Genomic DNA, 24,802 nt, shown 5'->3' with positions numbered 1-24,802 from the left:
GGTGTTACCGACAAGAATTCTTTGCCCCACAATAGACCACTTAATTAAAACAATGGGTATTAATCGTCTATTGAGCGAAGTAGTGCATTAATGCCGACCTTTTCACGCGTTTGTTGATCCACTTTTTTCACAATAATAGCCGCGTATAGGCTGTGAGAGCCATCTTTGCTTGGAAGTGAACCTGGCACTACAACTGCGCCAGCTGGTACTCGACCATAATGGATTTCACCAGTCTCACGGTCATAAATACGTGTACTTTGTGAAATATATACCCCCATCGAAATAACGGCGCCTTCTTCAACAATAACCCCTTCGACAATCTCAGAGCGAGCACCGATAAAGCAATTATCTTCAATAATGGTTGGATTAGCTTGTAACGGCTCTAACACACCGCCGATACCGACACCGCCAGATAGATGAACGTTTTTACCAATTTGTGCACACGATCCTACCGTAGCCCAAGTATCTACCATCGTGCCTTCATCAACATAAGCACCAATATTTACGTAAGATGGCATCAGCACAACGTTTTTACCCACAAAGCTACCTTGACGAGCCACCGCATTTGGTACAACGCGCATGCCGCCTTGTTGGAACTGCTCAGGTGTGTAATCAGAAAACTTCAGTGGCACTTTATCGTAAAACTGATTTACACCATCGCTCATCGGTTGGTTATCACGAATTCTAAAAGACAGTAACACCGCTTTTTTTAGCCATTGGTGCACAACCCACTCACCACTAATCTTCTCAGCAACGCGCGCAGCACCAGAGTCCAAAAGCTCAAGCGCTTGAACAATCGCTTGCTTTACTTCGTCTGATACTGCCGTTGGGGTAATGGTATCGCGGTTTTCCCACGCGGTTTCAATCGTCGTTTTTAAATCAGACATAAATTCCTCTTTACTCTGTTTCAGCATTTAATTTTTTAAGTAGCGCTCGGTGAAGCTCGGCTTTTTGTACTTCGTCGAGCGCCTCATAGTCTTTGTTCGAGACCACGAAAAAGTCTTCTGCACGTTCGCCGACGGTTGTAATGCGTGCGGCATGAATATGAAGTGAATAGGCTTGGAACACCTCAGCAATTTTAGTCAGCAGTCCAGGAATATCAATAGCCTGAATTTCAATTAGGCTACGATTTTCGCGTGCATGTGGGCGCAAAATAATTTTTGGTCTGATGTTAAAGTCTTTAAACTTTTGCGAGCGGTTCTTTTTAATTCGGATTTTTTTCTTCGGATCTTTAAGTAGCGTTTCCAGACCTTTTCTGATGCCAGCTGCACGGCTGGTACTGAGCGGATCGCCGTTCACTTCTAAAATGACAAAACTAAAGACGACGTAACTGTCTTTGGTTGTCATTACCTGTGCGTGTTGGATCTGTGCTTTTTTAGAGCCAATGACACTGACTAGCTTGGCAAACAGTGCTGATTCATAGGGACTATACACAAATACTTGCGTGCCGCCGTGCATGGGTTTATTTGAGACAATAACACTTGGTTGGCTAAGGTCGTTTGATTGCAGTAAGTGCTCTGAGTGCCACGAAATTTGTTGCTCGCTAAAGGCAGTAAAGTAATTTGCTTTAAAGCGTGACCAAATTAAATCAATATATTCCTCAAAATAGCCTAAATTAATCAACCGCTGTTTTGCTTGGCGCTTTTTATCCCGGATTTGATCGCGCATATCCATAGGGTTTTCAAGACCCAATCTTAGCGCGCGTTGAGTATGTAGGTATAGCTCTCGTAATAGCGTGTTTTTCCAGTCATTCCAAAGATTGTCATTGGTGGCTCTAATGTCGGCAACTGTTAAGCAATAAAGATAATCTAGTTGACGTTCGTTTTTTATTTTTTGTGCAAACTCCGCGATAACATCAGGATCGTTAATATCCTTGCGCTGAGCCGTCACTGACATCAGTAAATGGTGCTGCACCAACCACGCCACAAGCTTCGCATCTGACTGTGTAAATCCGTGCATCTTAGTAAAGGCCATGGCATCTACTGCCCCAAGTTCGGAGTGATCGCCGCCCCGGCCTTTGGCAATATCATGAAAAATACCGGCTAAGTACAGCAGCTCTGGTTTGTCCATGCGTGCAACTATCTCAGAGCAAATGGGAAATTCACTGATGTGTTCTTTGTCAAAGTAGCGATAAATATTGTTGATAAGTTTGTGCGTATGCTCATCAACGGTATAGGCATGGAATAGGTCAAACTGCATTTGGCCGAAAATATTGCGCCATTGCGGTAAGTAAGCGGCAATAAGGCCGTGCTTGTGCATTAATGTAAAGGCTCTACCCATGCCATTTGGATGTTTGAGCAAGCGTAAAAAGGCATCTCGACACCCTGCATAATCTTGCAAGTCGCCCAATAAACGACGTCTAACCTGACGCATCGTACGGATGGTACTTGGGTCAATTTGGGTGATCCTTGGGTTATCCGCAATATGCTCAAAAAGAACAAAGAGGTTTTCACGACGAAAGAATACTGAGGGGTTCTTCACTCGGATCTTATTACCGATCCGCTCGAAATTTCTATCAAGAGGAGTGGCTTCAAGTTCAACCTGCTCTGGTAAAATACTTTGCTCAAAATACGACAGCAGCATTTGGTTCATTTCGCGTACTCGGCTCATGATCCTAAATAAACGCTTCATCATTCGTTCAACGGATGCCTTACCTTCAGAGCCAAACCCAAGTAGTTCTGCTGCGTGAGGCTGGTGATCAAACAATAATCTATTTTCGCTGCGCCCTGCTGCTAAATGCAGTGCAAAGCGGATATTCCAGAGGTTTTCGATACATTCCAGTAACTCTTGGTACTCCTCATGAGTGAGGTAACCATGGTTAATTAGCTCTTCGAGGGTTTCAGCATGAAAGTGCTTTTTGGCCACCCAGAATATAGTCTGTAAGTCTCTCAGACCACCGGGGTTTTCTTTGATATTTGGCTCTAAGTTATACGCGGTACCATGACATTTTTTGTGGCGAATTTTTTGTTCGTTGACCTTAGCTATGAAAAAGTCACTCGATTGCCAAATAGGAGTTTCTACGATGTGTCGCTTAAGGCGCTCATATTCAATGTGATTACCGCAGATCAAGCGGCTCTCTAATAGACTAGTAGTGAAGTGCACATCATTTTGTTTTTGATCAAGTACCTGTTCGTGTGTTCTCACACTATGACCAATATCAAGACCGAGATCCCAAAGATATGTGACAAATTGCTCAAGTCCAGTGGTCACTTGCTCGCAAGGGGTATCTTTGGTTAGTACCAGAAAGTCGATGTCAGAAAACGGGTGTAATTCTCCTCGCCCGTAGCCGCCGATTGCGATAAGCGCAAGGTCAGGGTACTGTGCAAGACCGGTATCATTAAATAATTTGATAAGTAGTCGGTCGATAAACTCAGCGCGCGAGTTAATTAGGTTTCGAACGGGCTGTTTGGAAAACTGGTTACTTAACCATTTATAAAAATAAGCCAGGCAGTCTCGATAATCTGACAACGCTTGTGCTTCATCAAGGAGCGTTTTTACTTTGTTCGGTAATGCCACTTAGGATCCTGTATCGTGCACGCAACATCAATAGAAACCTGTTTTACACTAATTAGATAACAATTGCGAGTGATGAGCGCGCGATGGTGCAAGGTTTGATCAGTAAGCTGCTAACTGGCGCGAAGTAATAAATTAACTGCTACTAAGTTGCAGTTATTTTGTTCGTTTTAGTTTAACTTGCAAATAAACTAAACCGTGTAGTATAGTTTTGTCGTCATATACATTTCTCACGTCGGATCAGTGGCGCCATTTACTGTTCACGATAAGAAACTTACTCACAGGCATAAGGGATAAATTATGTTGGTATCGAGAGTTAATAGCCTTTATTTGGTTGGTTTTTTGGCGTTACATTTATTAGGCTGTGGCAGTGCTGCACCAAATAAAGACGAGGTTGAACAAAGACCTCAAGTGAGCATTACGCGGGTAGAGCCTGGTAATGACTATATTGAGCAATCTTATTTGGGCTATGTACGAGCGCATGACCGCGGTGAGTTAAGTTTTGAGGTTAGAGGTAAAATTGTTTCATTGGATTTGGACATCGGTGATAGTTTTAGCAAAGGTCAGATACTATCAAGGTTAGACCCAATTACCTCTGAGCTTGCTTTGAAAGAAGCAGAAGCGAGTGTAAATCAAGCTAAATATGATTTAGAAAACGCAGTCATTGAATTGGAGCGAAGAAAAGCACTGAGCAAACGCTCATTAGTTCCCGATACTGAAGTCGATTTATGGAAATTAAAAGTAGACAGTGCATTGGCGCAAGTGAACCTACTTGAGGCTAAACGAGATATAGCAAAAAAAGGGGTATTGGATACTAAAATCATCGCGCCTTTTGATGGTAGTGTAACTGGAAAGTTCGCGCAAAAAAATCAGCATGTATCAGCCAATCAAGCCATATTATCAGTAAAATCAGACAATACCACGCTAGAAGTATTGACGCGGATCCCGTATCAACATGTTAATCAGCTTACTGTAGGTCAGCAGGTATCCATGTATACCTTAGAGCAGCATCAACTTTACGGGATGATCAAGAGCATTAATCGCCAGGCAAGTGCCAATGGCCTTATTGAAGCGTTAATCGTATTAAAGAGTAAGTATTCAGAGTTTGTGGTGCCGGGCGCTCCAGTTAATGTTTCATTGAATATTAAAAGCATACAGCACAATTATTCTATCCCAGTCACAGCATTACGTCGTGATACCAATAATAGTCACTTTGTTTGGGTTTTAGAGCCTGATACCCAAACGGTATCCAAAAAAGTCGTGAAAATCGCGCGGATCCGCAGCGGCCGAGTATTTATACATGGTGAATTAGAAGTTGATAGCAAAATTATTTTACATGGTGGTCAGGGGCTTGCAAGTGGACAAGCTGTTGAGCTAGTTAACTTGTAAGGAGCCTATTATGTCTATTTCGGTAATCGCGTATAAACAACGAGCGTTAATCTTGACCTCAGTATTACTAGCCATGTGTTTTGGAATAGTGAGCTTTTTCACTTTACCAGCAAGGGAAGACCCCGAGGTGATCATTCGAGAGGCTGTGATTTCAACTAATTTTCCAAATATGAAGGCCGAAGATGTAGAGAGGTTGGTCACAAGGCCATTAGAGGCTGCCATCGTTACCTTGCCTGAACTGGATGAAGTCAGGTCTTCCTCTATGGATGGACGCTCTATTATCCATGCAAAGGTTGAGGACAAGTATAGTGAACTTGACCAGATATGGGATGAACTAGCCGAAGCCGTGGAGTTTGCTAGCCTCAGCTTGCCTCAAGGTGCGAGTAAACCGGTAGTTAATGACGACTTTGGTGATGTGGCTGTTATGACCTTTGCATTGACATCAAAGTCAATAGCATTGGACGACATATACGATGTTGCACAAGGTATCAGAGATCAGCTAGTTTTTATCGAGGGGACGCGTCGTGTAGGCATTCATGGTAGCCCTGAAGAAGTGTTTTATATTGATTTTAATGATGCTGCACTAGAGGCCTTTGGGCTGACTAAAAATGAAATTTCACAAGTGATAAAAAAGAACAATAACTATGAAGCGATTGGAGCCGTAAATACCAATGCGTATTCTATTCTTGTGAGCGCCAATATCGGATTGGATAGAGAAGACAAGTTACTGAACTTACCAATTTTAATTCGCGATAAAACCAATACTGCCCCGCATGGGATCATCACGCTAGGCGATGTCGCGACTGTCACTAAAACAACGAAAAGTCCCTATCAACAAGCGGCATTCTTTAACGGATCACGAGCCGTTGTGTTATCTGTAGTGATGCAACCAGAGCAAAGTGTGATCAATTACACTAAACGCCTCGACCAAGCATTATCCGATATCCAGAAAAACTTATCCCAAGAAATAGAACTGAATATTGTTTCAAAACAGAGCATTGAAGTGGAAAAGGCGGTTTACGGTGTGTCTCTAAACGTGTTGCAAACGCTGTTTATTGTACTGGCAGTAGTGATGGTCTTTTTGGGCCTTCGGATGGGGCTAATCGTTGGTGCCATAGTACCGTGTGTGATGCTAGCCACACTTGCGGTAATGGGACTGTTTGAAATGCAGCTAGAACGAATGAGTCTTGCCACTTTAGTCATTGCGCTAGGTCTGCTTGTGGATAATGGAATTGTCGTGGCAGAGCAATTTAAACGACGGTACGAAGAACACCAAGATAAATATCACGCGTTAGCTGAAGTCGGCAAAGAACTAGCATTACCGCTACTTTCTTCAACAGCAACGACAGTGATTGTATTCATTCCGTTGATGATGGCTGAACATGGGGCTGGTGAGTTCACTCGGAATATCTCACTGGTAGTATTGATATCATTGGCAATTTCATGGTTGTTTGCGATGACAGTTACCCCTACTATGTGCTACTTCTTTGTCTCTAAAAAGCCGGTACAAACAACATCGGTCACGCGAGTATTTAAAAAGCTGGAAACACAATACCGAACGCTACTAACGCTTGCACTTAACCATAAAAAATGGGTGATATTGGGTGCGCTGGCGCTGTTTTTTGTCGGTGTAAAGCTAATTTCATCAACGCCAAAGCAATTTTTTCCATCCAGCGAGCGGCATCAACTCTTAGCTTATATCAATACGTCAGCGGGAAGCTCTACCTTAGTCACAGAAGCGGCCATGACAGAACTGACAGAGGCACTTAATGATGACGGCACTTTTCCTAATGTGAATCATGTAATGGGATATGTTGGATTTGGCGGACCAAGGTTTATTTTTTCTCTTGCGCCATTAGATCCAGCAAATAACGTTGGCTTTTTGCTTATCGATTTAACATCCCGTGAAGCGGTAGAGGAAACATTAGTGCAGCTTAGAAAGGTTGCCAAGCTTGTGATACCTGATGTGCAATTTAGGGTATCCGGGATGTTTACAGGCCCCTCTGATCCGACAGTGTTACAAGTCCAGTATAAAGGCCCTGATTACGCCCAAGTCTTTAACGGATCACAGCAAGTGATCAAAATGTTTGAAGCATATCCTGATATGATCCACATTTGGTCAAATTGGTTCAATTTGTCGACAAGAGCCAATATTAGTGTCAACAAGATATTGGCAGAGCAAGCTGGCATTTCAGAGGTTCAAGTCCTTACTACTATTTCTCAGTTTTTGAATGGCACGGTTGTGTCTGTATCTAGGCAGGACGATGACAATGTGCCGGTGGTATTAAGAGGAGCTGAACATCTAGATGTGGTTGCATTAAAAGCGGAGACAATTATTTCACCTCTTTCAGGTGAACCAATTCCATTGGAACAACTCATTACCGTGAGTTATGAAACAGGGTTTCCAGTCATTGAAAAAGAAGATGGTATACCTACGGTGACAATCGAAGGGCGTAATTTGAAATATTCACCAGAAGATCTTGCGCCGATGGTACAGAAGCAAATCACAGAGCTAAATGCGCACCTACCGGAGGGTTACTCCATTGAATTTGATGGTATCATTGCAGATTCTAAAAAAGGAAAAGCGGCATTGGCGGCTAATTTTCCATTGGCATTTTGTATCATCGTCTTGATATTGATTTCACAGTTTGGTGGATTTAGGCGACCAATAGTCATATTGTTGACCATACCTTTGGTGGTATTTGGTGCAGGCAGTGGACTACAGCTGATGGGAGGAGAGTTTGGCTTTATTGTGATCCTTGGTTTACTCGCGCTTGCGGGTATCATTATCAATAATGCAATTGTGTTGATTGACCGTGCCGACATTGAACGTAAAAACACCGGTGTGTCGTTTAGAGAAGCACTTGTTGAGGCGGCCAGTGTAAGGATGAGACCAATATTGATCACATCAATTACAACAATAGTGGGGTTATTGCCACTCATTATGGGCAATGATGTATTGTTTTTTTCCATGGCTGTCGCTATTGCGTTTGGATTAGGGATCGGGACGCCATTAACCTTGTTTGTGATCCCAGTATTATATGAAATTCTAACCAGTAAAGAAAAAGTCTTTCATCGTGATGCCAGCAATAGCATTGAGATTAATGAGCAGCCACTCACATCATCGGGAGAAGAAAATATTTGAGTACCAGAGCAGAACAAAAAGACAAGGCTATCAAAGATGCGGCAACCAAACTTTTTATCAAAAATGGTTTGGATGGTGTATCTGTCGATGACATCGCCAAAGCAGCTAAAGTGAGTAAGCCGACTATCTATTCTAGATATAAAACGAAGGAAAAGTTGTTTGTCGCTATCTTAATTGGTGAGTGTGAAAAGCAGATAGAAAAGATGTTTGAACCGCGTGGTGACAAGCAAACATTAGAGGACTTTATTCACAAAAAGGCTTTTGAGTACATCAGTTTTATCACCGATCCATGGTATGTAAACTTGCTAAGAAATGCTATTTACTATTCTGGACACTTTGATGAGATAGGAGAAGCATTTTTGCGGTTTGGGCCTAGAAAAGGAGTCTCAAAGCTTGCTAATTCACTTGCCGTTGAGATTGACAAAGGGGAATTGAAGGCAGTAGACCCTAGTGATGCTGCAGAATTTATTATTTCTCGTTCTAAAAGTAACTGTTTTTTTAATGCAATCCTTGCTCGCACCTTGGAAAATGCTGATGAAGATATAAAGGTTGAAGCGATGAAAATAAAAAAAGAGTTCTTACTATTATTCAAAGCCTAAAATTTAGTTGAGCATTACTATAGTCAGTATGGTCCATATTGACTATTTTTTATTTATATTTGTTGTGTAGTATTTATTTATATTTTTGAAATTTATAAATAAAAATGATCTACTTAAATAAGCTATACCGAGCGAGCTATTTTCCTTTATATTTCACTCTATTGGTCTATTTGTCACTAATATGGATTCAAGGACTTAGCTCAGCGCTATATCAAATAGTAAGTGAGTTTCAAATTGCCTTGACTATGGTATTTGGCTCATTCGTGGCTGGTGGTACGGCGCTAGGCGGTGGTGCCGTCGCGTTTCCAATTATGACTAAAGTACTGAATATTGAACCGTACACAGCAAAAGTATTTTCTCTAGCGATACAGAGTTTTGGTATGACTGCGGCGGCATTAACCATTATTTCTCGTGGTATACCTTACTACCGACGTGAAGTCTTAGTCGCTTTGCCGATGTCGGCAGTAGGTATTGCACTGAGTTTAATCATTTTGGCTCCGATAGTTGAAAGCACTATTGTCAAAGCTATTTTTAGCTTTTTATTGCTTTGTTTTGCTATCACAATGATCTACAGGATCCGAGGAAAGTTACACCATCAAGTGACATGTTTCTCAATACAACCTAAAAAACGTCAGATTATGATGGTTGCCTTGATTGGCGGCATTGCAAGTGGACTCGTGGGGTCTGGCTCGGACATCATACTATTCGCGTTTTTAGTTATTTTTTGTCATGCGGATATGAAAAAAGCGACAGCAACCTCTGTTATTGTTATGGCGTTTGTATCTGTACTGGGGAGTGTTATTAACGCATGGCATTTAAATGTAATTGACCATCAAATACAGGGCTACCTGTTGGCTGCCATTCCCATTGTGGTTATTGGTGCGCCGCTCGGTGCATACGTTTGCTCAAAAGTGAGCGTAGGCCAACTCGTTAGCTTTTTATTGCTATTAATCGCGGCTGAGGTTGGATCAACAAGCTATCATATTTATCTACACTATCACTAGTTCTATAATAATAACAAGAATCTATCTATGAAGAATACAAAGAAAGGTCGTCCGGTTGACGGTGAAAGACAAGCCAAGCAAAAAAACAAATTAATAGAAGCAGGAAAGTCATTACTAGACAATAAGCCATACAGTAAAATTACAATCAGAGACATTGCAAATGAGGCACAGCTAAACTCAGCAATGATAAAATATTATTTTGGCAGCAAAGAAAATCTTTTTATTGCAGTTGTAGAGAGCTTGTCAGCCCCCTTACTGGATAAGCTTGAAAAAATAGAGAGTGAAAATAGGCCACTATACGAATTTATAATAACATTAAGTGATATTATAAATTTTAATCCAGCAGTGGTGTCGATCTTAAAAGAAGAAGTTATGTTTAAATCAACACCGTTGAGTGACGCTTTTATCAATGCTTTTCCTGGAAAAGTTTCTGAATTACTCCCCAAACTGATCATGAAAGAAACCTCTATTGAGGGTGAGGTGAAGGCAAATCTTGCAGCATTTAATCTGGTTTCTTTAATTATATCGCCTTTTTTGCTTGACGATATTAGGAAGGGGGTTTGGGATATTAGTGATGATCAAGTCTTTGGTGATGAGTGGGCAGACTATATTTATAGCCTATTTATAAATGGTATAAGCTAGGAGCTAATGCTGGAAGCGATAGTTATATACTTCCAGCAGAGTATTAAGCTGGTACAGGACTGGTGTTAGGTATAATTGGGTTAACTACATTTTTTAATTCTGATAAAGAGATAGTAATATTTTCTTTTAGAATTTTCTTACCAGCTTGAAAGTCAGAAGGACAATTAATGCAAGTAACCGCAATTATTTTGTGAGACTTTACATACCAGTAGCTCTTACTATCGCAGTTATACACTCTCTCAATTACCGTGTCGTAACCTTGATACAACCCAGCTATTTGTAATTTACAGTCAAAGATATCAGACCAAAACCAAGGTACTTGTATTTGTGGTTGGGGCACTTCACATATTGTTGCTGCTACCATTTTAGCTTGTTGCACAGCGCTAGGTACAGACTCTAAAGTGGTATTTTGGCCACTAAAGGGCTCAATACCAATAGTGCAGTCACCAGCCGCATAAATATCAGGCACAGAGGTTTTCCCTTGCTGATTGACCTCTATCCTACCTTGCTTTGTTTGGAGTCCAGCATAGTTTGCTAGGCAAGTGTTTGGCTCAGCACCTACGCCGATCACAACGATATCAGCTTTAAAAGACTCACCTTCGCTGCAATAAACGGCCTGTACTGCATGCTCTCCAGTCAATGCAGTGACACTTTTGTCAGTGAAAATATTGACGCCTTGAGCCTGATGTAGCTTTGTGATGTGGGCGGCAATGGGTTCGGCAGCGATGCGATTCAAAATACGGCTGCTTCGTTCCAAGATAGTAACGTGATGACCTAGCTTTTTAAAAGATGCTGCGGTTTCCAAGCCTATATATCCACCACCGATCATGACAATATGTTTTGGAGGCTGATTACTCCCAAGTGTACGTGCAATATGTTCGATGTCGTCTAATGTTCTGATTGAGAATACATTGTCAAGTTCTGCGCCTGGCACAGTCAGTTTTCTTGAACTACAACCTGTGCATAGGATCAGCTTATCATAGGTAAGTAGCTCACCTGAATCGAGAGTGACAGTATGTTCTAGCGGTTTAATATCCACAACTTTTGTTGTCAACTTGATACAGATGTTTGCTTTTTCGTAGGCTGCCGCTGGTTTAATGTACAGCCGCTTGAGAGGTGTCTCTCCCGTTAAATAAGTTTTTGAGATAGGAGGGCGATGATAGGGTAAATAACTCTCTGCACTGATAAGGACGATTTCTCCTTGCCAGCCTTTTTTGCGCAGCTCAAAAGCAGCTTCTGCACCAGCATGGCCGCCACCAACGATAATACACCTTTTCATTGTGCTTCCTTTTTAATATTGAGACTCGGGTAGAGTAACGCTTAAACCATTGTGCTCTTTGGTAATTTTCACTTGGCAACTCAGGCGGCTAAAAGCAGTTGTATCGTTAACCATTTCAAGCATTTGACTCTCATTATTGTCGGGCTGCGTCACTTTATCTGACCATTGTTCTGATAAATAACAGTGACAGGTTGCACAACTTCCTGAGCCACCACATTCTCCTTCGATACCTTCGACTAGATTTTCTATTGCAGCCTGCATAATAGACATCCCAGGCTCCACTTCAGTCTCGATGGTTTCACCGTCATGCTGAATAAATGTGATTTTTAGCATAGTAACTCCATTATTAAGTTTAAAAATAAGAACTATTAAATTACCTGTTGGTTTATTTTTTCATATAGTCCGATGTAACTAATTTTATAGTCCCCCTTGGCTATTCTATTGTTTTTATATTTCTATATTGTTTTAAGTGAATTTTAATCAAATGGAGTTTTAAAAGGTGGAAAAAGAATTAATAGACTTTATAAATAACGATCTACTCGAAGGTGCAGCACCAGATTTAGATGGAAATACACCATTACTTGAACTTGGTATATTAAATTCTTTATCTATGGTTCGATTACTCGCACATGTCGATCAACGTTATGGTGCAAAAATCCCTGAGAATAATATTACCCCTGTGCATTTTGAAAATATAAAAACACTTTCTCTACTAATTAAGTCGTTATCGGGGGTCGATGATACTGAGCGCAATGATGATGTATCAGAGTTGGAACGCCTAGTCTGTTTACAAGAAAGCTATGGTATCCAGCGAGAACTCGTGGATACAGGCAATGGATTCAAACAGCATACACTACGAGTCAAAGGTAAAGGCCCTTTGTGGATCATGCTCCCTGCACTTGGGAACCCTTCAACGTCATGGTCCTCAACATTACGCTCTTTGCAAGGTCGTCATAATGCAGTGGCATTAGACTTAGCAGGATTTGGCTTGAGTCAGAGTCAAAACGAAGCACCATCATACGTAGACCATGTAGAGTTTACCTTACAGTATCTAGAAACGTTGGAAGAGCAGGAGTGGGTATTAGTGGCCAACTCAGCTGGTAGCATGATCGCAACAGAAGTAGCACGTCGTTATCCTGATAAAGTCAAAGCACTAGTTTGTACAGGCTTTGGTTTGGTTGATGATGTCGAGAGCTGGTGGGGTGATCTGAAGAAAATGTCCTCAAACCCAGAACAATTTTTAGCTGCTGCGTACTACCATCCTCCAAAAATGACACCGGCTCTGGAAGACTTACTTAATGATGTACTTTCTCGCCCTGCATATCATTCTTTCCTCGATGAATATGCACGTAAATCAATGGCAACTACGTTTGATGACGTGAAGGTACCTACTTTATTTATTGCCGGTAACCATGATCAAATTATTCCCCCTGAGTGGAGTGAAAAAGCAGCCGAGCGCCTTGAAAATGCGACGGTTACGCGTTTATCACGTTGTGGACACTTTTCTGCCTCAGAGCGACCAGAAGAGTTTGTATGGGTAGTTGAAGATTTTTTAAATAAGGTGGCAATGTAATGAACGGATTTACACATTATGACGTGGTAATTATCGGTAGTGGACCTGCTGGTAGCTTGTGTGGAATAGAATGCCGTAAGAAAGGCCTATCTGTTTTGTGTATTGAGAAAGAGCAATTTCCAAGGTTCCATATCGGTGAGTCGTTAACAGGAAATGCAGGACAAATTATCCGTGACTTAGGTTTAGCGGAGGATATGGATGCTGCAGGCTTTCCTGACAAACCGGGCGTAAACGTAATTGGCTCACTGTCAAAAAATGAATTCTTCATCCCTATTCTTGCACCCACGTGGCAAGTACGTCGAAGTGACTTTGACGATATGATCAAGCGCAAAGCCGTTGAGCATGGCGTAGAGTATAAGCTTGGTATGGTCACTGATGTGATTAAAGATGGAGAGAAAGTGGTCGGTGCGCTTTACAAAGCCGATGGCGTCGAACACCAAGTTAGGTCAAAGGTATTGGTTGATGCCAGCGGTCAGAATACGTTCTTATCGAGAAAAGGCGTGGCTGGAAAACGACAAATCGAGTTTTTCTCACAACAAATTGCATCATTTGCTCACTACAAAGGTGTGGAGCGAGACTTGCCACCATTTTCGACCAATACCACCATACTGTATTCAAAGCAGTATCACTGGTCTTGGATCATCCCAATTTCACCAGATACTGACAGCTTGGGTGTGGTTATTCCAAAAGATCTTTATTACAAAGAGTGTAAAAACCCAGATGATGCGATCGCATGGGGAATGGAGCATATTAGTCCTGAACTTAAGCGACGCTTTAAAAATGCTGAACGTCAAGGTGACTCTCAGTCAATGGCTGATTTCTCATACAGAATTGAGCCATTTGTAGGTGACGGTTGGATGTGTATCGGCGATGCACATAGGTTCTTAGATCCCATTTTCTCTTACGGTGTGTCATTCGCGATGAAAGAAGGGATCCGAGCTGCAGAAGCAATTGCAGAGGTTGTTGCTGGGCAGGATTGGAAAGCGCCTTTCTATGCTTATCGTGATTGGAGTAATGGCGGTCAGCAGATTGCAGCTGATCTGATCCGCTATTTTTGGATTTACCCTATTTTCTTTGGCTATCAAATGCAAAACCCAGACCTCAGAGATGAAGTTATCCGTCTGCTCGGTGGCTGTTGTTTTGATTGTGAAGGGTGGAAAGCGCCTGCCATCTTTAGAAATGCGATTGAAGAATACGACCGTAAACAAATGGCAAGTTAAGGGAATTACCCAATAACGTATAACAAGTAGGGGATACAAATGAATTTTGAATGGAATGAGGCACAGCTGTCATTATTTGAGCATGCTTTAAGTTATTCGTCTGACTTAAGGTCTACCACCCAAAAAGCAGGGGAATTTCCGTTTGATTTATGGAAATCTTTAGGTGATTTCGGTTACTTTGGATTACCTGTCGATAGTAAATACTCACCTTGTGGTTCTGGCCTAGATATTTTAACGACAGTAAAAGTATTAGAAGGGTTAGGGCAAGGCGGTGCAGACACAGGGTTATTGTTTGCAGGAGCCGCACATACTTTTGCTTGTGTCATGCCAATTTACGAACATGGTAGTGAGGAGATAAAGCAAGAGCTATTACCTTCGCTCACCACAGGAGAAAAAATTGCTGCAAATGCGATATCAGAAGCAGAAGCAGGTTCCGATATCGCGAAGTTAGCGACAACTGCACGTCTTGAGGGTGATTATTATATCATCAAAGGAGCAAAATCCTATGTGACCAATGGCAGTGTTGCTGACTACTTTATTGCCTATGCAACGACCAATGCTAAGTACGGGTACCTCGGTCAGACAGCATTTGTTATCCCCGCTAACTTACCAGGAATAGAGGTAGGTAATAGTTATAAAAAGTTGGGTTTGCATTCGGCTCAGCTAAATCAGGTGTTTTTTGATGATGTGAAAGTCCACAAAAAGTACGTATTAGGCGACGAGGGCCAAGGTGCGAGGATATTTGCGGCATCAATGGATTGGGAACGCTGTTGCTTATTTGCATTATTTATTGGTGTGATGCAACGCGATATAGACTGCTGTGTTGAGTATGCAAACTTGCGAAAGCAGGGCGATAAGACGATAAGTAAATTTCAGGCGGTATCACACCGTATCGCCGATATGGAAGTGAGACTTCAAAGCGCAAGATTATTACTTTATTTTGCCGCTTGGCAGAAGTCGCAAGATGTAGACAACACCAAAGCAGTGGCCATGAGTAAGCTTGCCATCAGTGAAGCTTTCGTCCAATCAGGATTAGATGTGATTAGAATACATGGAGCACTGGGTTATCTTGATGAAGGCGGCGTAAACGGAAGCATTAAGGATGCGTTAGGGTCAGTACTTTTTTCTGGCACGTCTGATATTCAAAGAGAATTAATATGTAACAGGCTGGGCTTACTATGAAAAATCTAAATGAGGTTTTACTCCAAGGTAAGTCTATTGTAGGTGAACACAAGTTGGCTGTTCATGATGGTTTGTTAAGCATGGATTATGATGAGTTGTGCGAGGCGGTCTTCCATTTTGCAGGACATTTAGAGCGCTTGGGAGTCCGCTCTGGTGACCGTGTTGGCTTATGGGTAGACAAGTCATGCCGTGCCCTCGCTGCTATGCTTGCTGTTACTCATATTGGCGCGATTTACGTGCCAATAGACCCTGCAAACCCAATTCGGCGTGTGGAGGAAATAAGAAAGGATTGCCAGCTTAGTGTATTAATTACCTCAGCTGAGCAGTTAGATCAGTGCACCCGCGACTTTTCGATTCAGTGTCAGGTTATTGTGCTGAATGAAGAGTACTATGGCAAAGCTGAACTTATCTCGTCATTGACTTGCTGGAATGATGCGATGCAAGCGACGAGGCTTTCATCCCCTGTAAAGGTCAATCCGCAGGCCGTAGCCTATATGTTGTATACATCAGGTTCTACAGGTACACCAAAAGGTGTCCAGATAACCCATGAAAATGCGCTAGCATTTATTTGTTGGGCGAAAGAAAAGCTCACCTTGAGTGAGCAAGATAGGTTTGCAAACCATGCTCCATGGCATTTTGACCTTTCAGTATTCGATATTTATGTGTCTTTACTGTCTGGTGCAAGCGTACATTTGGTGTCTGAGTTATTAAGTTATGTGCCAAAGCAGTTAATCGACTTCATTGAGCAGCAAAAGATAACAGTGTGGTACTCAGTGCCTACTGCACTTAAGCTTATGTTAGAAGCAGAACCACTATTTGGCGAGCGCTGTGAACGCTTAACACACGTTATTTTTGCTGGAGAGGCGTTCGAGATAAAAGCATTAAAAGTATTACGAGCACAATTACCGGATACGCGACTGTACAACTTTTATGGCCCAACAGAGACTAATGTGTGCACCTACTATGAAGTGGGTAAGCATGTTCCTGATCTTCTTCCTATTGGCTATCCCGCCAGTAACAGCGTTATCACCATTAGAAATCAGCAAGGAGACAAACTTTCACAAGGTTTACGGGGCTTTATTTGTGTTTCAGGGCCTACCGTATTTGCAGGTTACTGGGGAAAGACTGCTCAGAATAGTGAATATTATAATACAGGGGATCTAGGCTACTTTAACGAGTTCGGTGAACTTATGTACAACGGTCGAGAAGATCATATGGTTAAATTAAAGGGCTATCGCATTCATTTAGGTGAAGTAGAGCATGCTTTGAATCAACACAAGCACGTAGCAGAATGTGTTGTAGTACTAAATGAAGATAAACAATTACATGCCCACATTACAATCAAGGAAAAAGCACCGACCTTGCTTGAATTGAAAATGTATTGTGCAAAGTTGTTACCAAAGTACATGTTGATTGACAGGCTACAGATCTGGTCGCAATTGCCATTAACACGTAACGGCAAATATGCCCGTAAAGCACTAATGGCGACTTAAAATCTTATGTCGAAAAGTCTGTATTTCTTTAATTATGTAAAGGTGGCTCAGAGATGGGTTGCAATGTGAATAAAAAAGCCTCTGAATAATAATTTCCCCTCTGAAGCCCCATATCCAGCATATAGGGGCTTCTTTATGCGCTAGTTGCACAGTGCTAAGGCCGCAGAGCGGTTTGGAGCATTGAGCTTATCTAAAATACTCGCCACATGATTTTTCACTGTGAAAGGGCTGATCCCAAGAATAAGGCCTATTTCTCTATTCGTTTTTCCTGCCGAAAGCCAGTCATATACTTCTTTCTCTCTTGCTGTCAAAGCATCTAGCGGGTGTTGCTCCGCCCATTTAGGTTCTAGGCTTGTGGTATATGCTTTGTGTAAATAAGGAGTGATCAAATCAATAAGGTATGATGCGGGTGTCAAAGTGCTAGAAAGGCTATTTTGGAAAATGACCAGCAACATAAATGCAGCACTGGGATCGTCCTGACCATAAAGTGCTACATCGGACAAAATACTGCTGGTTTTACAGACATCGCGTAACTCTTCCAGCGGGAACTCATCGTTGTAAATCATTTCTTGTAATTTTTTCACTAATTGGCTGCAAGCTGATATATTGATGTCTGAGACTACTTTTCTTTCTTTTTTCTTTACTAACGCGATATACAGGCCGGAATTATTGGCAAAAGACATGACGCTCTGAAACGTATCATGATTAAAATTCTTGTATTTTGCGGCTGCTTTTAGTTGCATTATCGCGGACGTTACTACAATCAGCTCGTTATTTGTGTTTGACATGGCTGCTTTCCTTAACAATTTTGTTTCATTTTGTATTCAATGTGTTTTTTTTGTTTACTTATGCAGATAATGGTCTTTTTTTTCACAATGGTCAAATTATTTAATCAATTGATTACATATTGTGTCTAGATGTCTTGATGGTGTTTTTTTTGCGCTTGACTGCGCAGGCTGGTTTGACCAGTACTATCTAAATCTTAAAGATTAAGGTTCTAATTTTTAAGCATTAAATTTTTATTAAGTTATTTTGCTGGTGGGGTACAAGGAGGCAGTTTTTATATCGAAGTGATTGTTAGTTGTGATGCTGTAGGGTGTTGTATTTGTTAAATTTAGTTTCAGAGATAGAAACGTTTATCTCGATATTGAGGTTAATACTAATTTACTATATAGCTCGCTTGCTAATAATTAAGATTGCACAATGATGTTAGACCAAAGAGCGCGAAAAGGAGTTGGAGACGGTTTTGATTGTTTGAGAGTACCTCGGATTGCAGCAAAAGGCGGTTGATAAGAAAGTTGATCATGAGTATTACCATGTTTGCGGTGATGAGGAGAATGTTTGCTGCTTAATGTTACCATTGATATTGTACCGCGTGGAGCTTATGAAGTTTAAACCTTTGTAATTAAAGGTTTTAATAGGATTTTGTTGAAGTGTTATTTCTGGCTTGAAGGTTGCTTGTTTTTTAAGATGAATACATTCAACACAAAAGGATTAGTATGAATATTACGCAAACCATGCAAACACAAGCTGCCACACTAAATCAATCTGCTCACCGTAAGCAACATTCTGCTCAGAGTGATTTTGCCACGGCACTGTCAGTGGCTCACGCTGACAGTGAGAGTAATGAGGGCAAGGCAGCAACGAGTAGCAATAGCTATTACACTATGATGACAAATGAGGGCAAGACAGCCCTGAACTTAGATAATCATTTTAAAGCAGCGGCCAATGTGCCAGGCAGTACAGCGTTAACCAAAGCTGTACTTATTTTACCGACTAAACAAAATGTTGATAATTTATCAGCCTATTCTGAGATGAAAGTAAAAGCTTTACTCGCTGAACACGACATCCCATTTCCGCCAAAAAGCATCACCTTTGATGATGAGGGAAAGCTGATTTTGCCGAAGGATTACAAATACAAAGATGAACTAATCGCTGCGTTTGAAGCAAAGCCTGAAGTACTCAATGCTGTGCGAGCAACTATTGGTATTGCCAGCCAATATCAGGGCTTTATGGAGTCGCAACCATTCAGCGATGAAATGGCAATGGCTAAGGATGAGCAAGCCAGAAAAGCCATACTAAAAAAGTATAGTTACTTATTTGATGAAAATCGCCAACGCCCTCAAACACTGTTATCCTTTTTGGAAGACGGTCGTATGTCGGTGGTATCGGGATAGAGTTCAGGGGAGAGATGTTAGACTAGGTTGTATCCAAAGCTGAGAGCGCTCAGAGACTGGTGATGATAAAGCTACTTTTCATTTTGAATTAACAAACTGGTAGAATGCAAATTTGTAGCAACAGAAAATCATCGCCAGTGAGAGAAATTAAAAAGCCAACGACATGGCGTTGGCTTCAGGTTTATTACTATTGTTATTAGTAATTTACGCTGTATGTTCGATCACTCTATCAATCGTTTCGTCACTGCGCAGCGTTAATATTTCAACGCCATTGTCAGTCACTAGCAGAGTATGTTCCCATTGAGCTGAAAGGCTACGGTCTTTAGTTACAACTGTCCATTCATCTTTAAGTAGTTTGCATTGTCGCTTACCTGCATTGACCATAGGTTCAATAGTCAAACACATGCCCGCTTTAAGCACTTCACCAGTACCTGGCTTACCATAGTGCATTACCTGTGGCTCTTCGTGGAACTCTTTACCAATGCCATGCCCGCAGTATTCGCGAACGATAGAATAATTAAAGCCTTCTGCGTACTTTTGAATTGCAGCACCAATATCACCCAAACGAGCGCCTGGTTTTACCATTTTTATTGCAAGATATAGGCTCTCTTGTGTAATTTCGCTTAGGCGTTTACCTTGGATAGTCGGTGTGCCTACATAAAACATTTTTGAAGTGTCACCATGATAACCATCTTTGATAACGGTAATGTCTATATTGATGATATCACCTTCTTTGAGCGGCTTGTCATTTGGAATACCATGACAGATAACGTGGTTAACTGAGGTACAAATTGACTTTGGAAAGCCGTGGTAATTTAGTGGCGCAGGAATAGCACCTTGCTCATCAACAATGTAATTGTGACAAATGGTGTTTAATTCGTCTGTGGTCACCCCTGGCTTAACATACGGCTCGATCATTTCCAGTACTTCCGCGGCTAAGCGCCCGGCAACACGCATTTTTTCGATTTCTTCAGGGGTTTTGATCACTGCACTCATTTAGGCTCCAAGTCAATTTAGATGAACATTCATTATGCACAAATTTTACGCATAAGATTGAGTTAATTCTTTATATATGGTATAAAGCGCGCCGTCTTTTTACAAATAATTCTTCATCACTTGGTGAATATGAATGTTTGTAGTTAAGACAACACACTTAATTAATATTAACACACACACATATCGACACATACACTTGGGTGCATGTAGCTTAAAAACTTCGTGTTGGTGCTATGGGATATGTGGAGGCCTAACCCTAAACTATTAGAGGAAATATACAATGGCAAACGTTTCAATGCGCGATATGCTTCAAGCTGGTGTTCACTTCGGTCACCAGGCACGTTACTGGAACCCTAAGATGAAGCCGTTCATCTTCGGTGCACGTAACCGCGTTCATATCATCAACCTAGAAAAAACAGTACCTTTATTCAACGACGCTCTTAAGTTTCTTTCGAACGTTGCTTCAAACAAAGGTAAAATCCTTTTCGTAGGTACTAAGCGCGCTGCAAGCGAAGCAGTTAAAGAAGCGGCTATCCAAAGTGAGCAGTTCTATGTAAATCACCGTTGGTTAGGTGGTATGTTGACTAACTGGAAAACAGTTCGTCAATCAATCAAGCGTCTTAAAGAGCTTGAGACTCAAAGCCAAGACGGTACTTTTGAGAAGCTTACTAAGAAAGAAGCGCTAATGCTTACTCGTGAAATGCAAAAGCTTGAAAAAGGCCTTGGCGGTATCAAAGATATGGGCGGTCTTCCTGACGCTATCTTCGTTATCGACGCTGACCACGAGCACATCGCTATCCGTGAAGCTAACAACCTAGGTATTCCAGTAGTATCTGTTGTTGATACTAACTCTAACCCAGATGGTGTTGATTTCATCATTCCAGGTAACGACGATGCTATCCGTGCAATCCAGCTATACACTGGTGCAGTAGCAACGGCTATCACTGAAGGCCGTGAAAGCAACATCGTTGCTCAAGCAGAAAACGACGACTTCGTTGAAGCTGAGTAATTACCTGATTAGGTATTAGCTGTCATCAAGTCTTCATCAAATTTTTGGTGAAGACTTGATATTCTTTATAAGCGATTGACTGCTTACCCCGTTGTTTGCCAAGCAGACCTTGAAAGATAACGGATTTTTATCAAATTGAGGCGTGCTGTACTTGATTTGATATTCAGCCAACTTAAAGGTTGGTTTTATCAAGAACTGAATTCAGATTTGAGGATATTCTAATGGCTGTAACTGCTGCCCTAGTAAAAGAACTTCGTGAGCGCACTGGCGCTGGTATGATGGATTGTAAAAAAGCACTAACTGAAACTAACGGTGATATCGATCTAGCTATCGAAAACATGCGTAAAAGTGGTGCTGCAAAAGCTGCTAAAAAAGCAGGTAACATCGCTGCTGAAGGTACTATCATCATCAAGCAAAGCGAAGGCGTTGCTGCACTAGTTGAAGTTAACTGTCAAACTGACTTCGTAGCAAAAGATGCAAGCTTCCTAGGTTTTGCTAATGAAGTTGCTGACGCTGCACTAGCTGAAAAGCTAGACATCGAAGCGCTTAAAGCTAAGTTCGAAGAAACGCGTGTTGCACTAGTTGCTAAAATTGGTGAGAACATGAACATCCGCCGTGTTGAATTCATCGAAGGTGCAAAGTTAGTTGCTTACCGTCACGGTGAGCGCATCGGTGTTGTTGTTGCAGGTGAAGCTGACGAAGAAACACTTAAGCACGTTGCTATGCACGTAGCTGCGTCTAAGCCTGACTACCTAAACCCAGAAGATGTACCGGCTGAAGTAGTTGAAAAAGAAAAAGCGGTTCAAGTTGAAATCGCAATGAACGAAGGCAAGCCAGCTGAAATCGCTGAAAAAATGGTTGTTGGTCGTATGAAGAAGTTCACTGGTGAGATCTCTCTTACTGGTCAAGCTTTCATCATGGAACCTAAGAAATCAGTAGGTGACTACCTTAAAGAGAAGAGTGCATCTGTTTCTTCATTCATTCGCCTAGAAGTAGGTGAAGGTATCGAGAAGAAAGAAGAAGACTTCGCAGCTGAAGTTGCAGCACAAATCGCTGCGGCGAAAGGCGAGTAATCACCAACGGTGATGCCTAATGACGTAAAAGCTGACATTAGCTTTGCGTCATTGCTGAAAATTCTCTAAAATAACCGCGCATTTATGTCTAGCATAAGCGCGGTTATTTTTTACCTCACTTTTAATTGGCCCGGATATTATGACTATCAATAAAAAACCTGTTTTTAGACGCGTTCTTTTAAAGCTTAGTGGTGAAGCTTTAATGGGAGATGAAGGCTTTGGTATTGATCCAAAAGTTTTGGATCGTATGGCACAAGAAATCAAAGAGTTAGTAGAGCTCGACGTAGAAGTGGGTTTGGTTATCGGTGGCGGTAACTTCTTACGTGGTGGTTCACTTGCTGAAGCGGGCATGAACCGTGTTGTTGGCGATCACATGGGAATGCTAGCAACGGTTATGAATGGGCTTGCGATGCGTGATGCGCTACATCGTGCTTTTGTAAATGCACGCCTGATGTCTGCTATTCCATTAAATGGCGTGTGTGATGCTTACAACTGGGCTGAAGCAATCAGCTTGTTAAAGTCTGGCCGTGTGGTTATTTTCTCTGCAGGTACGGGCAACCCATTCTTTACAACCGACTCGGCTGCATGTTTGCGTGGTATCGAAATTGAAGCTGATACGGTAATTAAGGCTACCAAAGTTGAAGGTGTATTTAGCGACGATCCGGTGAAAAATCCAGAGGCAACGTTATACCGCACGTTGACGTATAACGAAGTTATCGACAAAGAATTGAAAGTGATGGATTTAGCCGCTTTTACATTGGCACGTGACCACAATATGCCAATTAGCGTATTCAACATGAACAAACCAGGTGCATTGAAAAATGTCATCATGGGTGAAGAAGAGGGGACGCTGATCTCTTCTCAGGCTGCAGAATAATCTAACGTCGATTTTGGCAACGCATAGTTTAGATGACGGAGTCTAATTAACCGACGTGAAGGTGAAGTAGCGAATCTCTAAATTGCGAGTATAATCTGGCATAACAAGAACAGACTAGGAAAGTATTGTGATCGAAGATATTAAAAAAGACGCTCAAGAGCGCATGAAAAAAAGTGTGGCAGCCCTTGCAAGCCAACTTTCTAAAATTCGTACGGGTCGTGCACACCCTGCGCTATTAGATGGTATTTCTGTTTCTTACTACGGTGCGGATACACCATTAAACCAAGTAGCAAATGTAACCACAGAGGACTCTCGTACACTGGCTATCAGTGTGTTTGACAAGTCTCTAGCTCAAGCTGTAGAAAAGGCAATTTTATCGTCTGATTTAGGTTTGAACCCAATGTCTGCTGGTACTGTTATTCGTGTTCCGCTTCCTCCACTTACTGAAGAACGTCGTAAAGATCTGATCAAGATCGTACGTGGTGAAGTAGAAGGTGGTCGTGTTGCTGTTCGTAATATCCGTCGCGATGCTAACGGTGATGTAAAGTCTTTACTAAAAGACAAAGAAATCTCGGAAGATGAAGCACGCCAAGCTGAAGATGAAATTCAAAAGTTAACAGATAAGTTCATCAAAGAAATGGATACACAGCTAAGTGCTAAAGAAGCTGAGCTAATGGAAATCTAAGCGTCTTTTACCTAGCAGGTGTGTACAGAGTTCATTAAAACAAAGTAGAAAAATCTGTTTTGTTTCTGAGCAGTTAGCGCATTTTTGCCTAGGTACAAGGACAAATTTATTAGGTTTGAAGCGCCGCCTAGGGTATACTAGGCGGCGTTTTTTTTCACTAAAATTGGAATTATGGTTTTAAAAGCAGAGGTTATTTCTCAGCAGTCACTGCCAAAACATGTTGCGATAATAATGGATGGCAACGGTCGTTGGGCTCAAGCTCGTAGGCGCCCTCGTGCCTTTGGGCATAAGAAGGGTGTGGACTCTGTCCGAAGTGCTGTGCAATTCTGTTCCAAACTGGGTATAGAGTCTTTGACACTATTTGCATTCAGTAGTGAGAACTGGCGTAGGCCAGAAGACGAAGTAAGCACATTGATGGAGCTATTCATTTATGTGCTGTCTAAAGAAGTTAAAAAATTACATAAGAACAACGTAAAGCTAACCATTATTGGCGATCTTTCTCGTTTTCCAGACGCGCTACAGCAGCGAGTTCATGAAGCTCAAACATTGACCCAAAACAATACTGGGCTTAACTTAAACATTGCTGCAAATTACGGTGGGCGTTGGGATATCACACAAGCTGCACAACAACTCGCTCAGCAAGTCGCCTCGGGTGAATTGCAAGCCAGCGATATAACCGAAGATGCACTCACCAAGCAAATGACTATGTCTGACCAAGCAAGTCTTGATTTGTTGATCAGAACGGGAGGTGACTTCCGCATTAGTAACTTTTTGCTTTGGCAAGCAGCGTATGCTGAACTCTATTTTACCGACACGCTATGGCCTGATTTTGACGAGCAAGCATTCTCTGAAGCCATTGCTTGTTACGTGTCTAGAGAGCGACGCTTCGGATGTACGGGAGAGCAAATTAAGCAACTCCTTGCAGAGAAAGACGCAACAAGTTAAG

General features: G+C 41.8%; 21 protein-coding genes. 15 read left to right on the top strand and 6 right to left on the bottom strand.

The genetic code is table 11. The annotated features are described in order from the left end of the window. Nucleotides 1-59: 59 nt before the first annotated feature. Both dapD and glnD read right to left on the bottom strand, forming a co-directional pair. Nucleotides 60-887, bottom strand: a complete 828-nt coding sequence (dapD, locus tag F9Y84_RS15380) for a 2,3,4,5-tetrahydropyridine-2,6-dicarboxylate N-succinyltransferase (RefSeq protein WP_125254434.1) — start codon at nucleotides 885-887, stop codon at nucleotides 60-62. 10 nt (nucleotides 888-897) lie between these two features. Next, entirely contained in the window at nucleotides 898-3,516 is a 2,619-nt protein-coding gene (gene glnD / locus F9Y84_RS15375; RefSeq protein ID WP_147389331.1) for a [protein-PII] uridylyltransferase, read from the bottom strand. Between the two features lie 297 nt (nucleotides 3,517-3,813). On the opposite strand from glnD, the gene F9Y84_RS15370 reads away from it, so the two are divergent. The 5 genes from F9Y84_RS15370 (at nucleotide 3,814) to F9Y84_RS15350 (ending at nucleotide 10,292) form a co-directional block, all read left to right on the top strand. Continuing rightward, nucleotides 3,814-4,902 (top strand): efflux RND transporter periplasmic adaptor subunit, encoded by a 1,089-nt coding sequence (locus F9Y84_RS15370; RefSeq protein ID WP_125254436.1) that lies wholly within the window; start codon nucleotides 3,814-3,816, stop codon nucleotides 4,900-4,902. A 10-nt stretch (nucleotides 4,903-4,912) separates the two neighbouring features. After that, nucleotides 4,913-8,047, top strand: coding sequence for an efflux RND transporter permease subunit (locus F9Y84_RS15365; RefSeq protein ID WP_147389330.1), 3,135 nt, complete (start codon nucleotides 4,913-4,915; stop codon nucleotides 8,045-8,047). After that, entirely contained in the window at nucleotides 8,044-8,646 is a 603-nt protein-coding gene (locus F9Y84_RS15360) for a TetR/AcrR family transcriptional regulator (RefSeq protein WP_167508229.1), read from the top strand. The genes F9Y84_RS15365 and F9Y84_RS15360 overlap by 4 nt, the downstream gene beginning before the upstream one ends. 170 nt (nucleotides 8,647-8,816) lie before the next feature. After that, entirely contained in the window at nucleotides 8,817-9,650 is an 834-nt protein-coding gene (locus F9Y84_RS15355) for a sulfite exporter TauE/SafE family protein (protein WP_225740689.1), read from the top strand. A gap of 27 nt (nucleotides 9,651-9,677) precedes the next feature. Next, entirely contained in the window at nucleotides 9,678-10,292 is a 615-nt protein-coding gene (locus F9Y84_RS15350) for a TetR/AcrR family transcriptional regulator (protein WP_147389327.1), read from the top strand. Between the two features lie 43 nt (nucleotides 10,293-10,335). Here F9Y84_RS15350 and F9Y84_RS15345 read toward each other — a convergent pair whose 3' ends face one another. After that, nucleotides 10,336-11,571 (bottom strand): NAD(P)/FAD-dependent oxidoreductase, encoded by a 1,236-nt coding sequence (locus tag F9Y84_RS15345; RefSeq protein WP_147389326.1) that lies wholly within the window; start codon nucleotides 11,569-11,571, stop codon nucleotides 10,336-10,338. Between the two features lie 12 nt (nucleotides 11,572-11,583). Then, nucleotides 11,584-11,904 carry a 2Fe-2S iron-sulfur cluster-binding protein gene (locus F9Y84_RS15340; protein WP_125253119.1) on the bottom strand — a complete coding sequence of 107 codons (321 nt, stop codon included), beginning with the start codon at nucleotides 11,902-11,904 and terminating at the stop codon, nucleotides 11,584-11,586. Nucleotides 11,905-12,070: 166 nt separating this feature from the next. Here F9Y84_RS15340 and F9Y84_RS22540 point away from each other — a divergent pair, with 166 nt between their 5' ends. Genes F9Y84_RS22540 through F9Y84_RS15320 form a run of 4 tightly spaced genes read left to right on the top strand, consistent with a single transcriptional unit; the run spans nucleotide 12,071 to nucleotide 17,039 of the window. Continuing rightward, nucleotides 12,071-13,144, top strand: a complete 1,074-nt coding sequence (locus tag F9Y84_RS22540) for an alpha/beta fold hydrolase (RefSeq protein ID WP_147389325.1) — start codon at nucleotides 12,071-12,073, stop codon at nucleotides 13,142-13,144. Then, the gene (locus F9Y84_RS15330) at nucleotides 13,144-14,364 is read left to right on the top strand and encodes an NAD(P)/FAD-dependent oxidoreductase (protein WP_125253117.1); all 1,221 of its coding nucleotides are present in this window, start codon (nucleotides 13,144-13,146) and stop codon (nucleotides 14,362-14,364) included. The genes F9Y84_RS22540 and F9Y84_RS15330 overlap by 1 nt, the downstream gene beginning before the upstream one ends. Before the next feature lie 39 nt (nucleotides 14,365-14,403). Further along, nucleotides 14,404-15,546: an acyl-CoA dehydrogenase family protein gene (locus F9Y84_RS15325; protein ID WP_147389324.1), complete on the top strand. Its 1,143-nt coding sequence runs from the start codon at nucleotides 14,404-14,406 to the stop codon at nucleotides 15,544-15,546. Continuing rightward, entirely contained in the window at nucleotides 15,543-17,039 is a 1,497-nt protein-coding gene (locus F9Y84_RS15320; RefSeq protein WP_147389323.1) for an amino acid adenylation domain-containing protein, read from the top strand. Before F9Y84_RS15325 ends, F9Y84_RS15320 begins: the two co-directional genes overlap by 4 nt. A gap of 140 nt (nucleotides 17,040-17,179) precedes the next feature. On the opposite strand, the gene F9Y84_RS15315 is transcribed toward F9Y84_RS15320, so the two are convergent. After that, the gene (locus F9Y84_RS15315) at nucleotides 17,180-17,827 is read right to left on the bottom strand and encodes a helix-turn-helix domain-containing protein (protein ID WP_125253114.1); all 648 of its coding nucleotides are present in this window, start codon (nucleotides 17,825-17,827) and stop codon (nucleotides 17,180-17,182) included. Nucleotides 17,828-18,538: 711 nt separating this feature from the next. Between F9Y84_RS15315 and F9Y84_RS15310 the strand changes: the two genes are divergently transcribed. Next, a complete protein-coding gene (locus F9Y84_RS15310) occupies nucleotides 18,539-19,216 on the top strand; it encodes a hypothetical protein (RefSeq protein WP_147389322.1) in 678 nt (225 codons plus the stop codon). Between the two features lie 204 nt (nucleotides 19,217-19,420). On the opposite strand, the gene map is transcribed toward F9Y84_RS15310, so the two are convergent. Further along, entirely contained in the window at nucleotides 19,421-20,212 is a 792-nt protein-coding gene (gene map, locus F9Y84_RS15305; RefSeq protein ID WP_125253112.1) for a type I methionyl aminopeptidase, read from the bottom strand. Between the two features lie 280 nt (nucleotides 20,213-20,492). On the opposite strand from map, the gene rpsB reads away from it, so the two are divergent. From rpsB to uppS, 5 genes are all read left to right on the top strand, one after another. Next, nucleotides 20,493-21,221: a 30S ribosomal protein S2 gene (gene rpsB / locus F9Y84_RS15300; protein WP_128731458.1), complete on the top strand. Its 729-nt coding sequence runs from the start codon at nucleotides 20,493-20,495 to the stop codon at nucleotides 21,219-21,221. Between the two features lie 221 nt (nucleotides 21,222-21,442). Then, nucleotides 21,443-22,294 (top strand): translation elongation factor Ts, encoded by an 852-nt coding sequence (gene tsf, locus F9Y84_RS15295; RefSeq protein ID WP_125253110.1) that lies wholly within the window; start codon nucleotides 21,443-21,445, stop codon nucleotides 22,292-22,294. Between the two features lie 139 nt (nucleotides 22,295-22,433). Next, nucleotides 22,434-23,171 carry a UMP kinase gene (gene pyrH, locus F9Y84_RS15290; RefSeq protein ID WP_125253109.1) on the top strand — a complete coding sequence of 246 codons (738 nt, stop codon included), beginning with the start codon at nucleotides 22,434-22,436 and terminating at the stop codon, nucleotides 23,169-23,171. A 127-nt stretch (nucleotides 23,172-23,298) separates the two neighbouring features. Next, nucleotides 23,299-23,856 carry a ribosome recycling factor gene (gene frr, locus F9Y84_RS15285; protein WP_125253108.1) on the top strand — a complete coding sequence of 186 codons (558 nt, stop codon included), beginning with the start codon at nucleotides 23,299-23,301 and terminating at the stop codon, nucleotides 23,854-23,856. A 171-nt stretch (nucleotides 23,857-24,027) separates the two neighbouring features. After that, the gene (gene uppS, locus F9Y84_RS15280; RefSeq protein ID WP_128731459.1) at nucleotides 24,028-24,801 is read left to right on the top strand and encodes an undecaprenyl pyrophosphate synthase; all 774 of its coding nucleotides are present in this window, start codon (nucleotides 24,028-24,030) and stop codon (nucleotides 24,799-24,801) included. The last annotated feature ends 1 nt before the right edge of the window (nucleotide 24,802 follow it).

Origin of the sequence: Pseudoalteromonas peptidolytica (assembly GCF_012641745.1) — a bacterium.
Lineage (GTDB): Bacteria > Pseudomonadota > Gammaproteobacteria > Enterobacterales > Alteromonadaceae > Pseudoalteromonas > Pseudoalteromonas peptidolytica.
The sequence above is the reverse complement of the archived record's forward strand: the minus strand, read 5'-3'. Positions and strand labels throughout refer to the sequence as shown.

What these genes read in the sequence shown, in the direction of transcription:
- dapD (WP_125254434.1), bottom strand. Translation starts at nt 887, where the DNA reads ATGTCTGATTTAAAAACGACGATTGAAACCGCGTGGGAAAACCGCGAT.
- F9Y84_RS15370 (WP_125254436.1), top strand. Translation starts at nt 3,814, where the DNA reads ATGTTGGTATCGAGAGTTAATAGCCTTTATTTGGTTGGTTTTTTGGCG.
- F9Y84_RS15365 (WP_147389330.1), top strand. Translation starts at nt 4,913, where the DNA reads ATGTCTATTTCGGTAATCGCGTATAAACAACGAGCGTTAATCTTGACC.
- F9Y84_RS15350 (WP_147389327.1), top strand. Translation starts at nt 9,678, where the DNA reads ATGAAGAATACAAAGAAAGGTCGTCCGGTTGACGGTGAAAGACAAGCC.
- F9Y84_RS15345 (WP_147389326.1), bottom strand. Translation starts at nt 11,571, where the DNA reads ATGAAAAGGTGTATTATCGTTGGTGGCGGCCATGCTGGTGCAGAAGCT.
- F9Y84_RS15340 (WP_125253119.1), bottom strand. Translation starts at nt 11,904, where the DNA reads ATGCTAAAAATCACATTTATTCAGCATGACGGTGAAACCATCGAGACT.
- F9Y84_RS15330 (WP_125253117.1), top strand. Translation starts at nt 13,144, where the DNA reads ATGAACGGATTTACACATTATGACGTGGTAATTATCGGTAGTGGACCT.
- F9Y84_RS15325 (WP_147389324.1), top strand. Translation starts at nt 14,404, where the DNA reads ATGAATTTTGAATGGAATGAGGCACAGCTGTCATTATTTGAGCATGCT.
- F9Y84_RS15320 (WP_147389323.1), top strand. Translation starts at nt 15,543, where the DNA reads ATGAAAAATCTAAATGAGGTTTTACTCCAAGGTAAGTCTATTGTAGGT.
- F9Y84_RS15315 (WP_125253114.1), bottom strand. Translation starts at nt 17,827, where the DNA reads ATGTCAAACACAAATAACGAGCTGATTGTAGTAACGTCCGCGATAATG.
- F9Y84_RS15310 (WP_147389322.1), top strand. Translation starts at nt 18,539, where the DNA reads ATGAATATTACGCAAACCATGCAAACACAAGCTGCCACACTAAATCAA.
- map (WP_125253112.1), bottom strand. Translation starts at nt 20,212, where the DNA reads ATGAGTGCAGTGATCAAAACCCCTGAAGAAATCGAAAAAATGCGTGTT.
- rpsB (WP_128731458.1), top strand. Translation starts at nt 20,493, where the DNA reads ATGGCAAACGTTTCAATGCGCGATATGCTTCAAGCTGGTGTTCACTTC.
- tsf (WP_125253110.1), top strand. Translation starts at nt 21,443, where the DNA reads ATGGCTGTAACTGCTGCCCTAGTAAAAGAACTTCGTGAGCGCACTGGC.
- pyrH (WP_125253109.1), top strand. Translation starts at nt 22,434, where the DNA reads ATGACTATCAATAAAAAACCTGTTTTTAGACGCGTTCTTTTAAAGCTT.
- uppS (WP_128731459.1), top strand. Translation starts at nt 24,028, where the DNA reads ATGGTTTTAAAAGCAGAGGTTATTTCTCAGCAGTCACTGCCAAAACAT.